A 17,363-nucleotide genomic window follows, 5' to 3' on the forward strand; every position below is an offset into this window, starting at 1 on the left:
ATTAAAATTTGTTAACTATTTTGCCCCCTGAGGTAATAAGGAGGCACGTGATAATGAAAAGAATTACTTTATGTGCGTTATTAATGACTTTATTTTTACTTCTTAGTTGTGGCAGTGGCAGTGCTAGTGCTGAGGATCCTAAAACCACTTTCTTAGATTCATTAGTTAAGATAGGTCAAGGATTTCAAGAGGTTTTTGGTATTTTTGGTAATGCTATTGGTGATGCTTTTGGACTTACAGCAGTTAAATCGGGTGACCAGAGAAGTAAAGTTGGTGAACACTTTAAGACTATAGGTGATGGACTTTCAACTACTAAGGAGAAGTTAAAAGAGCTATCAGGTGAAATATCTGAAGCAAACAATGCTAATAGCAGCACAATTGAATCTGTTAAGAGTGCAATTGTCAGTGCTAGTGATGTCTTTGAAAGACTAATTACTGCTCTAACTACGCTTGCTGATACTGCTAAAGAGGCTGGTAATACTGATATTGGTGATGCTGCTAATAATGCTGCTGCAGTTGCTGCTGATAAGACTAGTGTTGAAGCTATTATTGCAGGGGTTAAAGATATTATTGGCGCAGCAGAGAAATCTGGAATAGAAATTAAATCTGGAAACGCTGGTAATGCAGTAAATGCTGCTGCTGCTAGTGCTCCTTCTGCAATTGGGAGTAATAATGCAGGTCAGGGCGCTGGTGATAAATTAGCAGCTGAAGTTGCTAAAGCTGATCCATGGGCTATGATTGATAAGATTAAAAATTCTACAACTAATACCGCTGTTCTTGCTGGTAACGATAAAGACGCTGGAACATTAGCTACTGGTACTAATGCTAATGATGCTAATGGAGCTGGAGCAAAGACTAATGCAGACTTAGCTGCAGCTGTTGCTCTTAAGGCTATGACTAAGGGTGGTAAGTTTAGTGCTACTGTTGCAGATACTGATGCAGTTAAAGCGGCTGCTGTAACTGCTGTAAATAAAGTATTAGGAATACTCGATATAATAATTAAGAAAACAGTAGCAAGCGAATTAGATAAAGTAGGAAAAGCTGTTAAGGGAATACAGTACTCTGAGACTACTACTCAATCAACTGAAGCTAGTTCTACTCAACATACTGCTACTAAATAAATTGTCTATTAAATAATCTAAATAAAGTCATTTGAGGAAAACTATTTCTCTATTCATGAGATTCGTTTTCCTTTTGTTTTTTATCTGGCCCTTCCCTGAAAAAAAAGGAGGCACGTGATAATGAAAAGAATTACTTTATGTGCGTTATTAATAACTTTATTTTTACTTCTTAGCTGTGGCAGTGGTACTACTAGTGCTGAGGATCCTAAAACCACATTCTTAAACTCTATTGCTAATTTAGGTAAGGGGTTCTTAGATGTTTTTACTTCTCTTTCTGATATGGTTTCTGGAGCCTTTGGTATTAAAGCAGAAACAAAGAAAAGCGATGTAGGGAAATACTTTTCTGATATTGAAAAAACTATGACATCTGTTAAAGAGAAGTTAAATACTGTAGTTACAGAGCATGGTAATTATCCAAAAGTGAAGGAAGTTGTTGATAAGTTTATCACTAACACATTAGATAAAATTGCTGAAGGGGCTAAGACCGCTGCTAGTGGGGCTACAAGTAGTGATGCTATTGGTAATGCTACTGCAGATCAGGAGGCTGTAGCAGCAGATGCAGCAAGTGTAAATGCACTAGTTAAAGGAATTAAAACCATTGTTGGTGTGGTTTTAAAGGATAAGGGAAGTGCAGATGCTACTAAGACTGGAGATGATGGTGAGAATAAAAAGGATATAGGTAAATTGTTTAGTGATACTAAAGCTGATGCTAAGGAAGAAAATATTGCAAAGGCAGCAGCAAGTATTGGAGCAGTAAGTGGAGCAGATGTCTTGCAAGCTATTGCTAAGTCTGGAGATGCTAATAATAATGTTGAGATTAATAATGCAAAGGATGCCGCTGAGCTTGCTGTTGCTAAAAAGGATAGTGCTACTAAAGAGACTAAACAAAAGGATGCAGTAATAGCAGCAGGAATAGCACTACGGGCAATGGCTAAGGATGGTAAATTAGCTGCTCATAATGATGCTAAACATGCCCATGCAGTTAATGGAGCAGCGGCAAGTGCTGTTGGTAAGACTTTAAGTACTCTTATTATTGCAATAAGAAATACTGTTGACTCTGGATTAAAGACAATTAGCGAAGCACTAGCTGCCGTTAAACAAGAAGATAAATCTGCAGATTCTACTACACCTTTAGATGTAACTAGTGGCAATAATAAATAATTATTAATAACAAATACATAACTAAATAAAGTCATTTGAGGAAAACTTTTCTTTTCATAAGAATGTTTTCCTTTTATTTATATTAATTAATGACTTTATTTTTACTTCTTAGCTGTGGAAGTGGACAACAATCACTTGATTTACCTAATGGTGGCGGGGCAGCTACAGGAGGGAGCAGTTTAAGTTCAGTCCTAATTGATGTAGGTAGAAGTGCTGAGAATGCTTTTTATTCTTTTTTAGAATTACTCTCTGGTACATTAGGTTTAAGAGTAACTAAGGATACAACTAAGCAACAGGTAGGAAATTATTTTAACAGTCTAGGTGACAAGCTTGGACAAGCATCAGACGAATTAGAAGAGGTAGCAAAAAAATCAAAAACAGAGCTTGATAAAGGTGGTATAAACAAGATAATTAAGGACGCAGTTGATACTGCTAAGGCTACTTTAAACACATTAAAAACTCATTTAGACTCTTTAAAAGATATAGGTGATGCTAAAGTAGTAGGAGATGCAGCAAGTGATGCTGCAGGAACAGCTGCAGATGAAACTGAATTAAAGAAAGCATATAATTCATTGAAAGGAATAGTGGAGACAGCTACTACAGAAGGTATTTCAAAGCCAAAAGTAGGAGCAACAACATTAAAAGTAGATAATGCAGATAATAAGGATGGTGCTAAAATATTGGCTACAGACAACAAACCAGCAGCAACTGATGCAGCTAAGGCAGCAGCAATACTAGCAACAGTAAGTGGGGAAGAAATTTTAAACTCAATAGTTAAATCAGGAGAAAGTGATGCAGCACTAGCAGCAGCTGCAAATGGAAGTACAACTGCCATTTCTTTTGCTAAAGGAGGATCAGCTGCTAATTTAGCAGGTGCAGATACTGCAAAGGCAGCAGCAGTAGCAGGAGGGGTAGCATTACGTTCTTTAGTTAAGACAGGTAAATTAGCAGCTGCAGCAGCTGGACAAGGAGGACAAGGAGAAGCGCAAGGAGTAGGAATAACCGCGGCAAATAAGTTATTAGTAGCGGTAGAAGATCTAATTAAAAAGACAGTAAAGAATGTTCTTGAGAAAGCAAAAGCAAAGATAGATGAGGCAAGAGCTCCAAAAGAAGCAGCTCAGCAGTAAAATAGATAGTTAGATTAATTGCTTAAAAATAAGAGTGGAAGGCAAGCTTAGAAATAAATTTAAGATGCCTTCTATATTGTTGTAATTTAACTTAAAAAGTTAAATTAGCTTCTTTAATCTAAAAATATTTTCTTAGATTCATTAGTTAAGATAGGACATGGATTTTACGAGATTTTTAGCAGTTTTGGTAATGTTATTGGAGACGCTTTGGGACTTACAGCACTTAAATCTGATGACAAGAAAAGTAAGGTTGGTGAACACTTTAAAAAAATAAGAGATGGACTTACAACTACTAAAAATAAGTTAAAAGAACTATCAGGTGAAATATCTAGTGCAAAGAATGCTAATAGCAGCACAATTGAATCTGTTAAGAGTGCAATTAACAGTGCTAATGATGTGTTTGAACAGCTAATTGCTGCTTTAACTAAACTTGCTAGTGTAACAAGTGATAGTTTTACTGATATTGGTGATACTGCTAATGCTGCTGCAGTTGCTGCCGATAAAGATAGCGTTGAAACTGTTATTAAAGAAGTTAAAGCTATAATTGAGACCGCTAAAGAATCAGGTGTAAAGATTGATGCCGGTAAAGCTGGTAGTCCAGTGGCCGCTAATGCTCAAACTGATGCCCCTGCTGTTCTTGGTGGTAATAATGCTCATGCTGCTGCTGGTGCTGGTTCTAAATTAGCTGATGAAGTAACTAAAGCTGATCCATGGGCAATGATTGATAAAATAAAAAATGCTACTGCTACTACTCCTGCTAAACTTAACGGTGCCAATAATGAAGCTGGAGCACTTGCTGCTTCTAATGACAAGGCTGATGCTGCAGCTGGTGCTAAGAGTAATGCTGATCTAGTAGCAGCAGTAGCCCTCAAAGCTATGACTAAGGATGGTAAATTTAGTGCTGTTGATGCTGATAAAGATATTGTTAAGGCGGCAGCAGCAAGTGCTGTAAATAAGGTACTGGGAATACTTGATTTTATAATTAGGAAAACAGTAAGTAGCAATCTAAATAAGATAAAAGAAGCTGTTAAGGGAATACAGTACTTTGAGACTACTACTCAATCAACTGAATCTAGTACTACTCAACCTACTGCTACTAAATAAATTATCTAATTAAATAATCTAAATAATAAAGTCATTTGAGGAAAACTATTTCTCTATTTATGAGATTTGTTTTCCTTTTATTTGTATTTTTGCCCCTTTGAGGTAATAAGGAGGCACGTGATAATGAAAAGAATTACTTTATGTGCGTTATTAATAACTTTATTTTTACTTCTTAGTTGTGGCAGTGGGACTACTAGTGCTGAGGATACTCAGGGTAGGTTCTTAAAGTCAGTTATTAGTTTAGGTAATGACTTCTTAAATGTTTTTACTTCACTTTCTGATATGGTTGGAGGGGTTTTAGGGTTTAATACTACTACTAAAAAGTCTGATGTTGGGAACTACTTTAAGACCATTCATGATACTCTTTCATCTACTAAAACATTCCTTGAGAAAATTGTTGCTGATATGAAGTCTGAAAATAATCCTAATGCTGCTACAACTGAGACCGCCGTTAACAAACTAGTTAGTGAAACACTTGATAAGATAATACAGGGTGCTAAGACTGCTAGTGAGGCTATTGGTGATGCTAGTGACCTGCTTGGTAATGTTGCTGCTCAGAATAACGGTGGTGCTGCTGGTACTGAAGTTGATAAATTAGTAAAAGGTATTAAATCAATTGTTGATGTAGTACTTGGAAAAGAAGGTAAACATGATGCTGGGGATGATAAAAAGGCTAGTGATGGCAATACTGCAAGAACTGCCAATGGTGGAACTGATGAAGCAGGTAAGCTATTTGGTAATGCTGCTATTGATAGTGCTGATAATGCAAAGAAATCAGTAGCTGATGCTGCTAAAGCTGTTGGGGCCGTAACTGGGGCTGATATATTACAAGCTATGGTTAAGGATGGTAGTGATGCTAAAGCAGCTAATGCTAAAGATGGAACTATTGCAGGTGCTATTGCATTAACAGCTATGGCTAAGGATGGTAAATTTGCTAATGATAATGTTGGAACCGCGGAGGTTACTGTTGCAGTTAAGGGAGCAGCTGTAAGTGCTGTGACTAAAGCATTGGGTACTCTAACTATTGCAATAAGAAACACTATTGACTCAGGACTTAAAACCGTTAAAGAAGCAATGAAATTTAATCCTACTGATACCCCTTTAACTACTGATAATCAGACCCCTGAAACTAAAGGTCAATAATCAGAATTATCAATAAAATATACATAACTAAATAAAGTCATTTGAGGAAAACTCTTCTCTCTTTATGAGAACCGTTTTCCTTTTATCTATATCTTGCCTTCCTGAGGTAAAAAGGAGGCACGTGATAATGAAAAGAATTACTTTATGTGCGTTATTAATGACTTTATTTTTATTTCTTAGCTGTGGCAGTGGACAACAATCTGTTGATGCTGCTAATGGTGGCGGGGCAGCTACAGGAGGGAGAACTTTAAGTTCAGTTCTAATGGATGTAGGACGAAGTGCTGAGAATGCTTTTTATTCATTTTTAGAATTACTCTCTGGTACATTAGGTTTAAGAGTAACTAAGGATACAACTAAGCAACAGGTAGGAAATTATTTTAACAGTCTAGGTGATAAGCTTGGACAAGCATCAGACGAATTAGAAGAGGTAGCAAAAAAATCAAAAACAGAGCTTGATAAAGGTGGTATAAACAAGATAATTAAGGATGCAGTTGATACTGCTAAGGCTACTTTAAACACATTAAAAACTCATTTAGACTCTTTAAAAGATATAGGTGATGCTAAAGTAGTAGGTGATGCAGCAAGTGATGCTGCAGGAACAGCTGCAGATGAAACTGAATTAAAGAAAGCATATAATTCATTGAAAGGAATAGTGGAGACAGCTACTACAGAAGGTATTTCAAAGCCAAAAGTAGGAGCAACAACATTAAAAGTAGATAATGCAGATAATAAGGATGGTGCTAAAATATTGGCTACGAGTGCTGGTAAACCAGCAGCAGCAGATGCAGGTAAAGCAGCATTGATATTAGCAAGTATGAGTGGAGAGGAAATACTAGCATCAATAGTTGAGTCAACAGAAGGTGATGCAGCACTAAATGAGGCTGCAAAGGCAGAGACAACAGCAATGAGTTTTGCAAGAGGAGGTCAAGCAGCTCACTTAGCAGGTGCTGATACTGCAAAGGCAGCAGCAGTAGCAGGAGGGGTAGCATTACGTTCTTTAGTTAAGACAGGTAAATTAGCATCTGCAGCAGCTGGACAAGGAGGACAAGGAGAAGCGCAAGGAGTAGGAATAACCGCGGCAAATAAGTTATTAGTAGCAGTAGAAGATATCATTAAAAAGACAGTAAAGAATGTTCTTGAGAAAGCAAAAGCAAAGATAGATGAGGCAAGAGCTCCAAAAGAAGCAGGTCAGAAGTAAAATAGATAATTAAATTATTAAGTAATTAGAGTAAAAGGCAATCTTAGAGATAACTCTAGGATGCCCTCTTTTTTTGTTGTAATTTAACTTAAGAATTTAAATTGGATGCTGAATCTAAAAATACTTGCTTTGATTCTTTAGTTAATATAGGTCATGGGTTTTACGAGATTTTTGGTAATGCTTTTGGTGATGCTTTGGGACTTATAGCAGTTAAATCTAGTGACAAGAAAAGTAAAGTTGGTGAACACTTTGAGAAAATAAAAAAAGGTTTAAGTGATACTAAGGAGAAGTTAAAAGAGTTATCAGGTGAAATATCTGAAGCAAAAAATGCTAGTAACAGCACAATTGAAGCTGTTAAGAGTGCAATTAGCAGTGCTAATGATGTTTTTGAAAGGTTAATTGCTGCTCTAACTAAATTATCGGGGATAACTAATGATGGTGCTGACATTGGTGATACTGCTAGTGCTGCTGAAGAGGCTGGTAATATTGATATTGGTGATAATGCTAATGCTGTTCCTGGTGCTGCTGATAAGGCTGGGGTTGAAGCTATTATTGCAGGAGTTAAAGATATTATTGGAGCAGCAGATAAGTCTGGTATAAAAATTGAATCTGGAAATGCTGGTAATGCAGTAAATGCTGCTGCTACTACTGATGCTCCTGCTGTCCTTGGTGGTGCAAATGGAAATGCAACGTAAGGTGCTGGTCCTAAGCTGGCAGCTGAAGTGGCTAAAGCAGATCCATGGGCTATGATTGATAAGATTAAAAATGCTATCGCTGCTGCTCCTGCTGTCCTTGCTGGCAACAATAATAATCATGAAACTGGGGCACTGGCTGCTTCTAATGCTCATGCTGTTGCTGCTAATAATGGTGCTAAAACAAATGCTGACTTAGCAGCTGCTGTTGCTCTTAAAGCTATGACTAAGGGTGGTAAATTTAGTGCTGCTCAAAATGAAGATGGAGCAGTTAAAGCTGCTGCTGTAACTGCTGTGAATAAGGTTTTAGGAATTCTTGGTTTGATAATTAGAAAAACAGTAGCAAGTAATCTAGATAAGATAAGAGAAGCTATTAAGGGAATACAGTACTCTGAGATTACTACTCAATCAACTGAAACTAGTACTACTCAACCTACTTCTACTAAATAAATTATCTAATTAAATAATCTAAATAAAGTCATTTGAGGAAAACTCTTCTCTCTTTATGAGAACCGTTTTCCTTTTATCTATATCTTGCCTTCCTGAGGTAAAAAGGAGGCACGTGATAATGAAAAGAATTACTTTATGTGCGTTATTTTTGACTTTATTTTTACTTAGCTCTTGTAATACTTCAGGGGCTGCTACTAAAGATGGGCAGGCTGCTAAATCTGATGGTACTCTTATTGACCTAGTTACAATAACTAAGAACATAAAAGACTCGGTTGCTTTTGCTAAGAGTGTTAAAGAAATTCATACTTTAGTTAAATCCATTGATGAGCTTGCTAAAGCTATTGGGAAAAAAATTAAAAATGATGGCACTTTAGAAGCCGTAGCTGATAAAAATGGTTCTTTAATTGCTGGGGTAGTTAGTATTGCTGCAGCTATAGAAGCAAAAGTAGGAGAGTTAAAAATAGCGGATTCCCTTAAAGGTTTAAATGGAAAGGTTAAAGATGTTGAGGATAAGACCAAAGCATTTACAGCTAAGTTGAAAAATCAACATGCTGTTTTGGGAGCTGCTGATGGAGCTACTACTGATGAGAATGCGAAAAAAGCTATAGATTATGTAAATAAGGCTAATGGGGATAATGGTGCAAAAGAACTTGGTGAGATTAATACAGCGATTGATGCATTGTTAAATGATGCTGAAGCTGCAGTAACGTCTGCTATTAATGTGCTTACAACTTCTACTAAATCAGCATCACCTGCTCAATCTAACTAAGGATAAATAAATTAATTATTTATTATAAGATTAGAGTTTTTAGTCAAAGATAATTATCTGATAAAATAAAGTCTATAAATAATAAGCTAAGGGTATCCTTCTCTTAGCTTTTTTCCTTTTTTATTCTATATTTACTTTCTTTACTATTTTAATATACCTCTTTAGATTATTTTGATTTCTTTTACCTTTTAGACTTATATTTATGTCTTGTTTTTATCTTGTTTTAGAACTTAATAATAACTTAACTTACTTATTTTTACTTCTTAGCTGTGGCAGTGGACAACAATCACTTGATTCACCTAATGGTGGCGGGGCAGCTACAGGAGGGAGCAGTTTAAGTTCAGTCCTAATTGATGTAGGTAGAAGTGCTGAGAATGCTTTTTATTCATTTTTAGAATTACTCTCTAGTACATTAGGATTTAGAGTAACTAAAGATACAAAGAAGAGTGATGTAGCCGGTTATTTTAGTAGCCTAGGTAATAAGCTTGGAGAAGCATCAGCAGAGTTAGAACAAGTAGCAAAAAAATCAAAAACAGAGCTTGATAAAGGTAGTATAAACAAGATAATTAAGGAAGCAGTTGATACTGCTAAGGCTACTTTAAACACATCGAAAAACTATTTAGACTCTTTAGGTCAAGTAGGTGATGCTAACAAGGTAGGTGATGCAGCAAGTGATGCTGCAGGAACAGCTGCAGATGAAACTGAATTAAAGAAAGGATATAATTCATTGAAAGGAATAGTGGATACAGCTACTACAGAAGGTATTTCAAAGCCAAAAGTAGGAGCAACAACATTAAAAGTAGATAATGCAGATAATAAGGATGGTGCTAAAATATTGGCTACGAGTGCTGGTAAACCAGCAGCAGATGCAGGTAAAGCAGCATTGATATTAGCAAGTGTGAGTGGAGAGGAAATACTAGCATCAATAGTTGAGTCAACAGAAGGTGATGCAGCACTGGCGGCAGCAGCAACTGCAAATACAAGTGCGGTGTCTTTTGCTAAAGGAGGAGCTACTGCAGCTAATTTAGCACAAGATTCAGCGTTAGCAAGTGCGGTGAGTGGAGGAATAGCACTACGTTCATTGGTTAAAACAGGCAAACTAGCATCTGCAGCAGATGGACAAGGAGGACAAGGATAATCGCAAGGAGTAGGAATAACCGTGGCAAACAAGATATTGGTAGCAGTAGAGGATATAATCAAAAAAACAGTAAAGAATGTTCTTGAGAAATCAAAAGGAGAAATAGATAAAACAAGAGCCCCAAAACCAGCAGGTCAGAAGTAAACTAGATAGTTAGAAATTAAATTATTGAGTAATTAGAGTAGAAGTCAATCTTAGAGATATGTCTAGGTTGTCTTCTTTTTTTCGTTGTAAGTGATTTTATTTTTAATAATAGGATCTAATAGTGTAAAAGTAGGCGAAGCTCCCCTAAAAGGTATTCTTAAACTCTATTGCTAATTTGGGTAAAGGGTTCTTAAATGTTTTTACTTCTCTTTCTGATATGGTTGCTGGGGCCTTTGGTATTAAGGCTGACACTAAAAAATCTGATATAGGGGAATACTTTAGTGCTATTGAAAAAACTATGATATCTGTTAAAGAGAAGTTACAAGCAGAAGTTGAAAAAAATGGAAATTACACAAAACTTAAAACAGTTGTTGATACCTTTATCACTAACACATTAGATAAAATTGCTGATGGGGCTAAGGAAGCTGCTAAAGGGGCTGAAGGTAGTGATGCTATTGGTGGTGTTCTTACTGCAGGTCAAGATGCTGCACCCGCAGACGCTACAAGTGTAAACGCTCTTGTTAAAGGGATTAAAGAAATTGTTGACGTAGTTTTAAAGAAAGATGAAGGGAATTCAGATGCTACTAAAACAGGAGATGATAAAAAGGATATTGGTAAGTTGTTTGAAAAGAAGGATAGTGGTACTGAAACTGAAGCTGCTAAGGCTAGTGCATCAATTGGGGCAGTAACTGGGGCTGACATTTTGCAAGCTATTGCTAAATCCAAAGAAGATCCTAAAGTTAATGATGCTGAAGGAATTGAAAAAGCTACAGATGCTGCTGAGATTGCTATTGCTAAGGCTGTTAACGGCAAAAAAGAGATTAAAGAGGCAGCAAAGAAAGACGCTGTTATTGCTGCTGGAATAGCACTTCGGGCAATGGCTAAGGGTGGTAAGTTTGCTGCTAAGGCTGAAGAGAAATCAGCCAATGCAGTTAATGGGGCAGCGGCTAGTGCTGTTGGTAAGACTTTAAGTACTCTAATAATAGCAATAAGAAATACTGTTGATAGTGGATAAAAACAATAAATGCAGCTCTTGCTACAGTTACACAAGAAGATAAGTCTGCAGATTCTACTACACCTGCAGACGCAGCAGCTAATGGACAGCAACAGTAAAAGAATTATTAATAAAACATAACTAAATAAAGTCATTTGAGGAGAACTTTTCTTTTCATAAGAATGTTTTCCTTTTATTTATATTATACTTATGACTTTATTTTTACTTCTTAGTTGTGGCAGTGGTACTACTAGTGCTGAGGATTCTCAGGGTAGATTCTTAAAATCTATTATTAGTTTAGGTAATGACTTCTTAAATGTTTTCACTTCACTTACTGATATGGTTGGAGGGGTTTTAGGGTTTAATACTGAGACTAAAAAGTCTGATGTTGCAGCTTATTTTAAGACCGTTCAGGATACTCTTTCATCTACTAAGAGGTCCCTTGAGAAAATTGTTCTGACATGAAAGCTGAGAATAATCCTAATGCTTCTGCAGTTGAAACCGCTGTAACTAATTTAGTTACAACTACTCTTGATAAGATAACCCAAGGGGCTAAGACTGCCAGTGAGGTCATTGGAGATGCTGGTGACATACATTGGTAATGTTGGTGCTACTAATGCTGCTGGTGTTGTTGGGACTGAAGTCGATAAATTAGTTAAGGGTATTAAAGATATAGTAGCTGTGGTACTTAAAGAAGGAAATCCTGAGGCGGGTACTGATAAAAAAGCCGAGGATCTTAGCGCAAGAACAGCTAATGGTAATGGTGAAGCAGGTAAATTATTTGCTGCTAATGCTGGTGATGATGCTAATGCAAAAAAGGTTGCAGCTGATGCAGCTAAGGCTGTTGGTGCTGTAACTGGGGCTGACATCTTGAAAGCCATGATTAAAAATGGTGCTAATTCTGCTGTTGAGGCTGCCAAGGCTAATGCTAAAGATGGAACTATTGCAGGTGCTATTGCATTAACAGCTATGGCTAAGGATGGTAAATTTGCTGGTCCTACTGCTGATAGTGTTGATTATGTTACTGCTGCTAAAGGAGCAGCAGTAAGCGCAGTAACTAAAGCATTGGGTACTTTAACTATTGCTATAAAAAACACTATTGACGTGGGCCTTAAGACTGTTAAAGATGCTATGAAATTTAATTCTACTGATACTACTTTAACTACTGATAATCAGACCCTTGAAGCTAAAAGTTAATAATCAGAATTATCAATAAAATTATACATAACTAAATAAAGTCATTTGAGGAAAACTATTTCTCTATTCATGAGAATCGTTTTTCTTTTTTGAATTTTAGTAGATTAAATATTTGTACTAAAGATAAGACAGTAACTTTTATTCAGTTCCCTATTAATTAGGTGTAAGTAAGTATTATAAGATTAGTTTTGTTTGGTATGTAATTAATTTTATTTTGTTAAAATAATTTTAAATAGATTTTAATTATTACGGAATAAAATAATCGGGGTTTTATGGAATTTATTTTTGTTATTTAAAATAAAAGGGTGTACATTTACCAGTAATTATTATATTTCAATATAGAGACTTAATAATTAAATAATCTAATATCCCAGGAGGGAGATATGAAGAGAAGTATTTTGTCAGTATGTATGTTAGCATTATTATGTTTGTTATCATGTGATATGAATGCCCTTAATGATTTATTAAATGAAGTAAGGGAAAAGGTTTTAGATGAAAGCAAAGATAATAAAGATTTAAACCATGAACAAGGAAATCAGGAACAAAAAGAAGATGTTATAGATGATTTTGAGAAAGGAGTAGAAATACAACAGGATATGGAAATACAACCTGTTAATTCGGGATTTGAGGTGTCTAAGCAAGTAGATCCATATTATGTTCAAGAAGAAGTAATAAAAATAGAAGAAAAAGATTTAGTTCCAAGTACTGAATCCGAAAAAGAAGCACAAGAAGAAATTGAAAAGGCAGAAAGTGTGTTTCAAGCTTCTGAATTTGCTAAATTAACAGAGGAACGGATGTTAGGTCTTAAGAACGACTATGAGCAGATAAAAACCAGTTTTTATGATATTTTCTCAGAACTTAATAATAAAATTCAAAATAAAATAGAGCGTTATTCTAGACGTAATAAGAGACAGATTAATAGGATACAGATACAGAAGCTAATTCAATCTTACAATCAATTAAATGAGCAAAGGTCTAATATTGATAGACTTATGATTCAAGTTGATAGTGGACTTGATGAGTTAGGATCAGCAAAATTATTCTTTAATAAGGCTAAGGTGACATTAAAAGAAGGTATTACTGAAAGATTGATAAATAAACATAGAAATTACTGGAGGTCAAGAAGAGGAGAGAGTGATTTAGTATCTAGACAGGCACGAAGAGAAGCAGAGAATGCGTTAACTCAATTAGAATCTTCTTCTATGAAGTTAATTGAGGCAAAGGTAATAAAGAAAGAAATAGAAGAACTTATTAGTGAGGCAAAAACTGTTCTAGAGAATTTTGCAAGATAAGAATATATGTGAGGGTATGAATATATATCGTCTAATACTAGTGTTTTAAAGAAGAGTCTTCTGTGAAAGGAGATTCTTTTTTTATTTAAACAGATATTAAAAAGAGGAAAAAGAATTATTGGAGGCAGTGATATTTGATGTCAAAGACCCTATTATGTTGTCAAGCTATAGTTAATCAAGAGGATAAATTGTTTTTAAAGGCTACTGGAGTTGAAGAAATTTAAAATAAAGACTTATAGATAAAGGCCAGTAGTAAATAATAAAGGTCATTTAAAGTATAAGATTTTTTTGTGATTTAAAAGGTCAAACAGAGAATATGTTTTCTTGGGTTATATATATATAAAATCATACTAATTGATAGTAATCTATTTTTGATTATTTTAGCAATTAATCTAGGGGATATAGTTGTTTGCACCAAAATCATACCAAACAATATCAAGATAAAAAGAATAGTTTTAAATAAATAACGATAGTAGTGTAAAACATAGTACTACGTCTTTTTAAGAGAGAATAAAAAAAATAGAGAATTTTAAATAAAATAATTTGTATTTTAGACAAAGTGATATATATTTTAAATTAATAATGATTATTATTTAATATAATAATCATTATTAATTTCAAGGAAGGAGAATATTTATGAGAACAAACCTATTTATATTTACATTGTTAATTATAGGATTAGTATCTTGTGATCTAAATTCTAAATTATTGGGTAGTAAAAAAGGAAACAAAGATGTTCCAAAAAAGGTTGTAGATGGTGTTCAAGGAGATGAGTCATACAAACAAGCTAATGTCGATGATTTAGCAAAGGTTGTAAATGATATTCAAGGAGATGAACCAGCAAAGGAAGATAAGGATGTTGCTGATAAGGCAGAGTTAATATCTGAGCTTAAAAAGGATACCGAAAGTCTTATTACAGTAGTAAAGAAAGATAAGGCTGAAGTTGAGGATGGAAATCAATATGAAATGAAGGATGAAGTATTTAAAGCAGTGACAGATGCTGTTAATAATAAGACACTAGATAGTGTTGAGAATAAGGAAGCAAGAAGATTATTTTATTCCTCTTTGGGATACGATAAAGGAAAAATAAAAGAATTTGCAAAGATTCTTAAAAAGATAGAATCAGATGCTGCAAACAAGGGTACATGGATTAAGGATATAATAAGTGCAGGTAGAGAACATCTTCAATCTAATTTTGAGAAAGTAATTGATAAGTTAGAAAAGAGTAAAGAGAAACTTGCTAAATTGAGTCTTGTTGATTTAAAAGAAGTTAAAACAAAGTTTGACGAAATTAAGTCACAAAGAGAAGCTTTTATAAAAGCTGTAGATAGTCTTATTGCATCTTATAAAGCCAAGACAGATAATATTGATTCTGACAGTGAGAAATTAATAAAGCATGTTGAGAAAAAATATAAAGATCTAATTACAGTTAAAATTCCTGGAGTGAAATCAGTATATGATAAAATTGTAGGTGTGCTAGATACAATTAAGTAATTATTAATGATATTTAAATACAAAGGAAGATAGCTTAACATAAGCCTATCTTCCTATTTTTTATTTAGAGTAAGTAAAAATCCTATTTATCTGGTAAGAGTACCTGTGTGAGTAAGTAAGTCTTTTACTAATGTAAGTTTTGAGTATGGATTTTTTAATGCTTGGTATGATTGGTAATTATCATAAGATGATGTAGGATATGCTTGGTAATTTTTGTTATTGAGTTTTTGTATTTTTGTAATTAAAGAACTTACTTCAGTTTTGAGTTCATCTAATTTTGTCTTTGCAGATAGGTCGCTTTGTAGATTTCCACCGTAATCATTATAAGTAATGAGTATTGTAGCTGCATTGAAACCCTTTTCAATTTCACTTAGAAGTTTTTTAAGATCTGCTTCTAATTTATCTTTTGTAAATTTGGAGAGTTCTTCTCTTGCCGTTTGTTTTTCATGTTCTTCAGCTCTTATTCCATAATAATTGCTTAATTTGATCCTATGGAATTCAACTTTTTCCAAATCATCTTTTATTTGTTCAGCTAATTTAAGTGCTTGCTCAACACTATTTGTAGTTTTATTTAAGTTAAATTTATATTGGTTGTCTAATCTGGTTTCTAACTTCGAATCTTCATCCTCATCTTCGTCAAATTCATATTCCTCAATTGTTATGGAACTGTCAGAGTATGAACCTGATATTATTGGGTTTGAGTCATAATGTAAGTTATAGGTATATCCGTATTGAATATTATGTGATTCACCATTTAATGCATTCAGAGGAGTTTTACTGTTGCCTATGAGAGGAATTGGGTGTTCAATTGTCTTACTGTTTTGAGGAGAAGGATTATTAGTATTATTTTGACTTGGGTAGGTTGTATCATCATCTAGTGTTGATATGTTGTTGTGTTCTGTTGTATGAGTTAAATCTGTTTTTGCAGGAGTATTAATGACTATTTTTTGTGTTACTATATTTTCATCAGTATTTGAAGTAATGATTGAAGCATTATCAATAATGATATTACTATTAGAATAATTTTTACTTTGGCTTGTATCAGCAGTTATAATAGTAATATCTTTGTGTGTAGGCAAACTGAATTTTTCTTTTTTTGTCTCAGGTTGAGTTAAAACTGATATACTTTTTTGAGGTTTGGTTTGTTTAGGAGATATATCTTTTGTACTTTTGTTATTAATTTTAGATAGCTGATTATCACTAAAAATATTTTTCATGTCTATCTCATTAGTGTTCATCATCATGGAGTTTACTTTATCAAGTGTTTGTGAATACCTTGTGTGAATTTCTTCATCAGTAAAAAAGAACTTACAACCAATCAAACTGAGAAGTAAGGTTAAAGCCAAATATTTATTTTTTAAAATCATATTTTGCTCCTTAAAAGTTAATTATACTAGATAAGCATATATCATCAGGTTTGTTATGTTAGAATCCATATGTGCGACTAATTTGTGAAATTCTATGAACTTAAGCATGAATTTTTCAAAATTATTGTCTATATCATTGTGGTCAAGTATGTTGAGTATTGAGAAGTATTTTTGTCTTAGTTTGTCATATATGTTTTCAAGTTTTTTGTAAACAGCTTTGTGTTGATTTTTGTCTTTGACTTTTATATATGTAATTAATAAATAATGGGTTGTTTTGATAGATTCATCTATGTTAGTAAACATTTTATTTAAGTCATATATTTCATATAGGATATAAGCAGCTTGGTCAAGGTTTTTATGTTTGAGAGCTTTGATGAATTTGTAATATTTTTCAAATAGAGGTATATGTTCTTTTGGTACGACATTTTCATCTTCTGATATTGGCTTGCATAGGCTTGTAGTGAAGACGTCTTGGATTTCATAGGCAAGTTTTTTGTCAGTTAAAGATTTAATCCTTTCGGTGAATTTTGTAAAATATGGACCAATATTTTTCAAGTTATTAACATTGGTTTTCCAATCTTTAACGCGTACTAATTTTTTTTTTGCATCATCGTATATATCGTATTGTTTTCTTTCTTCTGTCCTATCAGCGGAAAGATTAATTATAACAGTTAATAACAAGAAAATTTTTAGCATTATTAATCCTTAATAAAAGGGTACTTTATTTATGAAAAAATAGCAAGTTTTTTATATAAATAGAGGATAAGATATAAGTATTATGATGAAATCAAATATTAATTTTTACTGTAGATTATTGATCTTTTTTAGACAACTTTTAAGTATTGAAAAATAGGTAAGATCAACTTTTTTGTTTTTAATATCAACTGTTGAGTTAATCGATACAACTATTTAGTTTTTTTGTGCAATTATTGGTTATTATTGGGCACAACTTTATACTAATAACAAAATAAT

The 17,363-nt window shown here is 33.9% G+C and carries 10 protein-coding genes and 5 pseudogenes; 13 read left to right on the forward strand and 2 right to left on the reverse strand.

Translation table 11 applies throughout. The features are described 5' to 3' along the window. Positions 1–50 precede the first annotated feature (50 nt). The 13 genes and pseudogenes from bpuSUM_RS08795 to bpuSUM_RS08855 all read left to right on the forward strand — a co-directional run bounded on the left by bpuSUM_RS08795 (position 51) and on the right by bpuSUM_RS08855 (position 15,024). Positions 51–1,121 (forward strand): variable large family protein, encoded by a 1,071-nt coding sequence (locus bpuSUM_RS08795; protein WP_247068070.1) that lies wholly within the window; start codon positions 51–53, stop codon positions 1,119–1,121. A gap of 120 nt (positions 1,122–1,241) precedes the next feature. Beyond that, complete coding sequence (locus bpuSUM_RS08800) at positions 1,242–2,282, forward strand: variable large family protein (RefSeq protein WP_430644682.1); 1,041 nt, start codon at positions 1,242–1,244, stop codon at positions 2,280–2,282. Between the two features lie 89 nt (positions 2,283–2,371). After that, on the forward strand, positions 2,372–3,409 hold the full coding sequence (locus tag bpuSUM_RS08805; protein ID WP_247068050.1) for a variable large family protein: 1,038 nt from the start codon (positions 2,372–2,374) through the stop codon (positions 3,407–3,409). A gap of 117 nt (positions 3,410–3,526) precedes the next feature. Beyond that, positions 3,527–4,513, forward strand: a pseudogene (locus tag bpuSUM_RS08810) (variable large family protein); the annotation flags it as partial. Positions 4,514–4,636: 123 nt separating this feature from the next. Beyond that, the gene (locus bpuSUM_RS08815; RefSeq protein ID WP_247068052.1) at positions 4,637–5,656 is read left to right on the forward strand and encodes a variable large family protein; all 1,020 of its coding nucleotides are present in this window, start codon (positions 4,637–4,639) and stop codon (positions 5,654–5,656) included. Positions 5,657–5,783: 127 nt separating this feature from the next. Beyond that, a complete protein-coding gene (locus tag bpuSUM_RS08820; protein WP_430644683.1) occupies positions 5,784–6,854 on the forward strand; it encodes a variable large family protein in 1,071 nt (356 codons plus the stop codon). A gap of 98 nt (positions 6,855–6,952) precedes the next feature. Further along, positions 6,953–7,996: pseudogene (locus tag bpuSUM_RS08825) on the forward strand (variable large family protein); the annotation flags it as partial. 118 nt (positions 7,997–8,114) lie between these two features. Continuing rightward, complete coding sequence (locus bpuSUM_RS08830; protein WP_247067877.1) at positions 8,115–8,765, forward strand: Vsp/OspC family lipoprotein; 651 nt, start codon at positions 8,115–8,117, stop codon at positions 8,763–8,765. 202 nt (positions 8,766–8,967) lie between these two features. Continuing rightward, positions 8,968–10,047, forward strand: a pseudogene (locus bpuSUM_RS08835) (variable large family protein). Between the two features lie 93 nt (positions 10,048–10,140). After that, a pseudogene (locus bpuSUM_RS08840) lies at positions 10,141–11,160 on the forward strand (variable large family protein). Between the two features lie 91 nt (positions 11,161–11,251). After that, positions 11,252–12,238 (forward strand): annotated as a pseudogene (locus bpuSUM_RS08845) (variable large family protein). 383 nt (positions 12,239–12,621) lie between these two features. Beyond that, a complete protein-coding gene (locus bpuSUM_RS08850; RefSeq protein WP_247067875.1) occupies positions 12,622–13,530 on the forward strand; it encodes a P12 family lipoprotein in 909 nt (302 codons plus the stop codon). Positions 13,531–14,166: 636 nt separating this feature from the next. Continuing rightward, positions 14,167–15,024, forward strand: a complete 858-nt coding sequence (locus tag bpuSUM_RS08855) for a complement regulator-acquiring protein (protein WP_247067872.1) — start codon at positions 14,167–14,169, stop codon at positions 15,022–15,024. 86 nt (positions 15,025–15,110) lie between these two features. Here bpuSUM_RS08855 and bpuSUM_RS08860 read toward each other — a convergent pair whose 3' ends face one another. Together bpuSUM_RS08860 and bpuSUM_RS08865 are read right to left on the reverse strand one after the other, a co-directional pair. Continuing rightward, positions 15,111–16,391: a hypothetical protein gene (locus bpuSUM_RS08860; RefSeq protein ID WP_247068054.1), complete on the reverse strand. Its 1,281-nt coding sequence runs from the start codon at positions 16,389–16,391 to the stop codon at positions 15,111–15,113. 21 nt (positions 16,392–16,412) lie between these two features. Beyond that, a complete protein-coding gene (locus bpuSUM_RS08865) occupies positions 16,413–17,087 on the reverse strand; it encodes a hypothetical protein (protein ID WP_247067868.1) in 675 nt (224 codons plus the stop codon). Positions 17,088–17,363: the final 276 nt, after the last annotated feature.

The organism is Borrelia puertoricensis, from assembly GCF_023035875.1.
Classification (GTDB): domain Bacteria; phylum Spirochaetota; class Spirochaetia; order Borreliales; family Borreliaceae; genus Borrelia; species Borrelia puertoricensis.

Coding starts and splice junctions, on each gene's coding strand:
- bpuSUM_RS08800 (WP_430644682.1), top strand. CDS start 1,242: ATGAAAAGAATTACTTTATGTGCGTTATTAATAACTTTATTTTTACTT.
- bpuSUM_RS08805 (WP_247068050.1), top strand. CDS start 2,372: ATGACTTTATTTTTACTTCTTAGCTGTGGAAGTGGACAACAATCACTT.
- bpuSUM_RS08815 (WP_247068052.1), top strand. CDS start 4,637: ATGAAAAGAATTACTTTATGTGCGTTATTAATAACTTTATTTTTACTT.
- bpuSUM_RS08820 (WP_430644683.1), top strand. CDS start 5,784: ATGAAAAGAATTACTTTATGTGCGTTATTAATGACTTTATTTTTATTT.
- bpuSUM_RS08830 (WP_247067877.1), top strand. CDS start 8,115: ATGAAAAGAATTACTTTATGTGCGTTATTTTTGACTTTATTTTTACTT.
- bpuSUM_RS08850 (WP_247067875.1), top strand. CDS start 12,622: ATGAAGAGAAGTATTTTGTCAGTATGTATGTTAGCATTATTATGTTTG.
- bpuSUM_RS08855 (WP_247067872.1), top strand. CDS start 14,167: ATGAGAACAAACCTATTTATATTTACATTGTTAATTATAGGATTAGTA.
- bpuSUM_RS08860 (WP_247068054.1), bottom strand. CDS start 16,391: ATGATTTTAAAAAATAAATATTTGGCTTTAACCTTACTTCTCAGTTTG.
- bpuSUM_RS08865 (WP_247067868.1), bottom strand. CDS start 17,087: ATGCTAAAAATTTTCTTGTTATTAACTGTTATAATTAATCTTTCCGCT.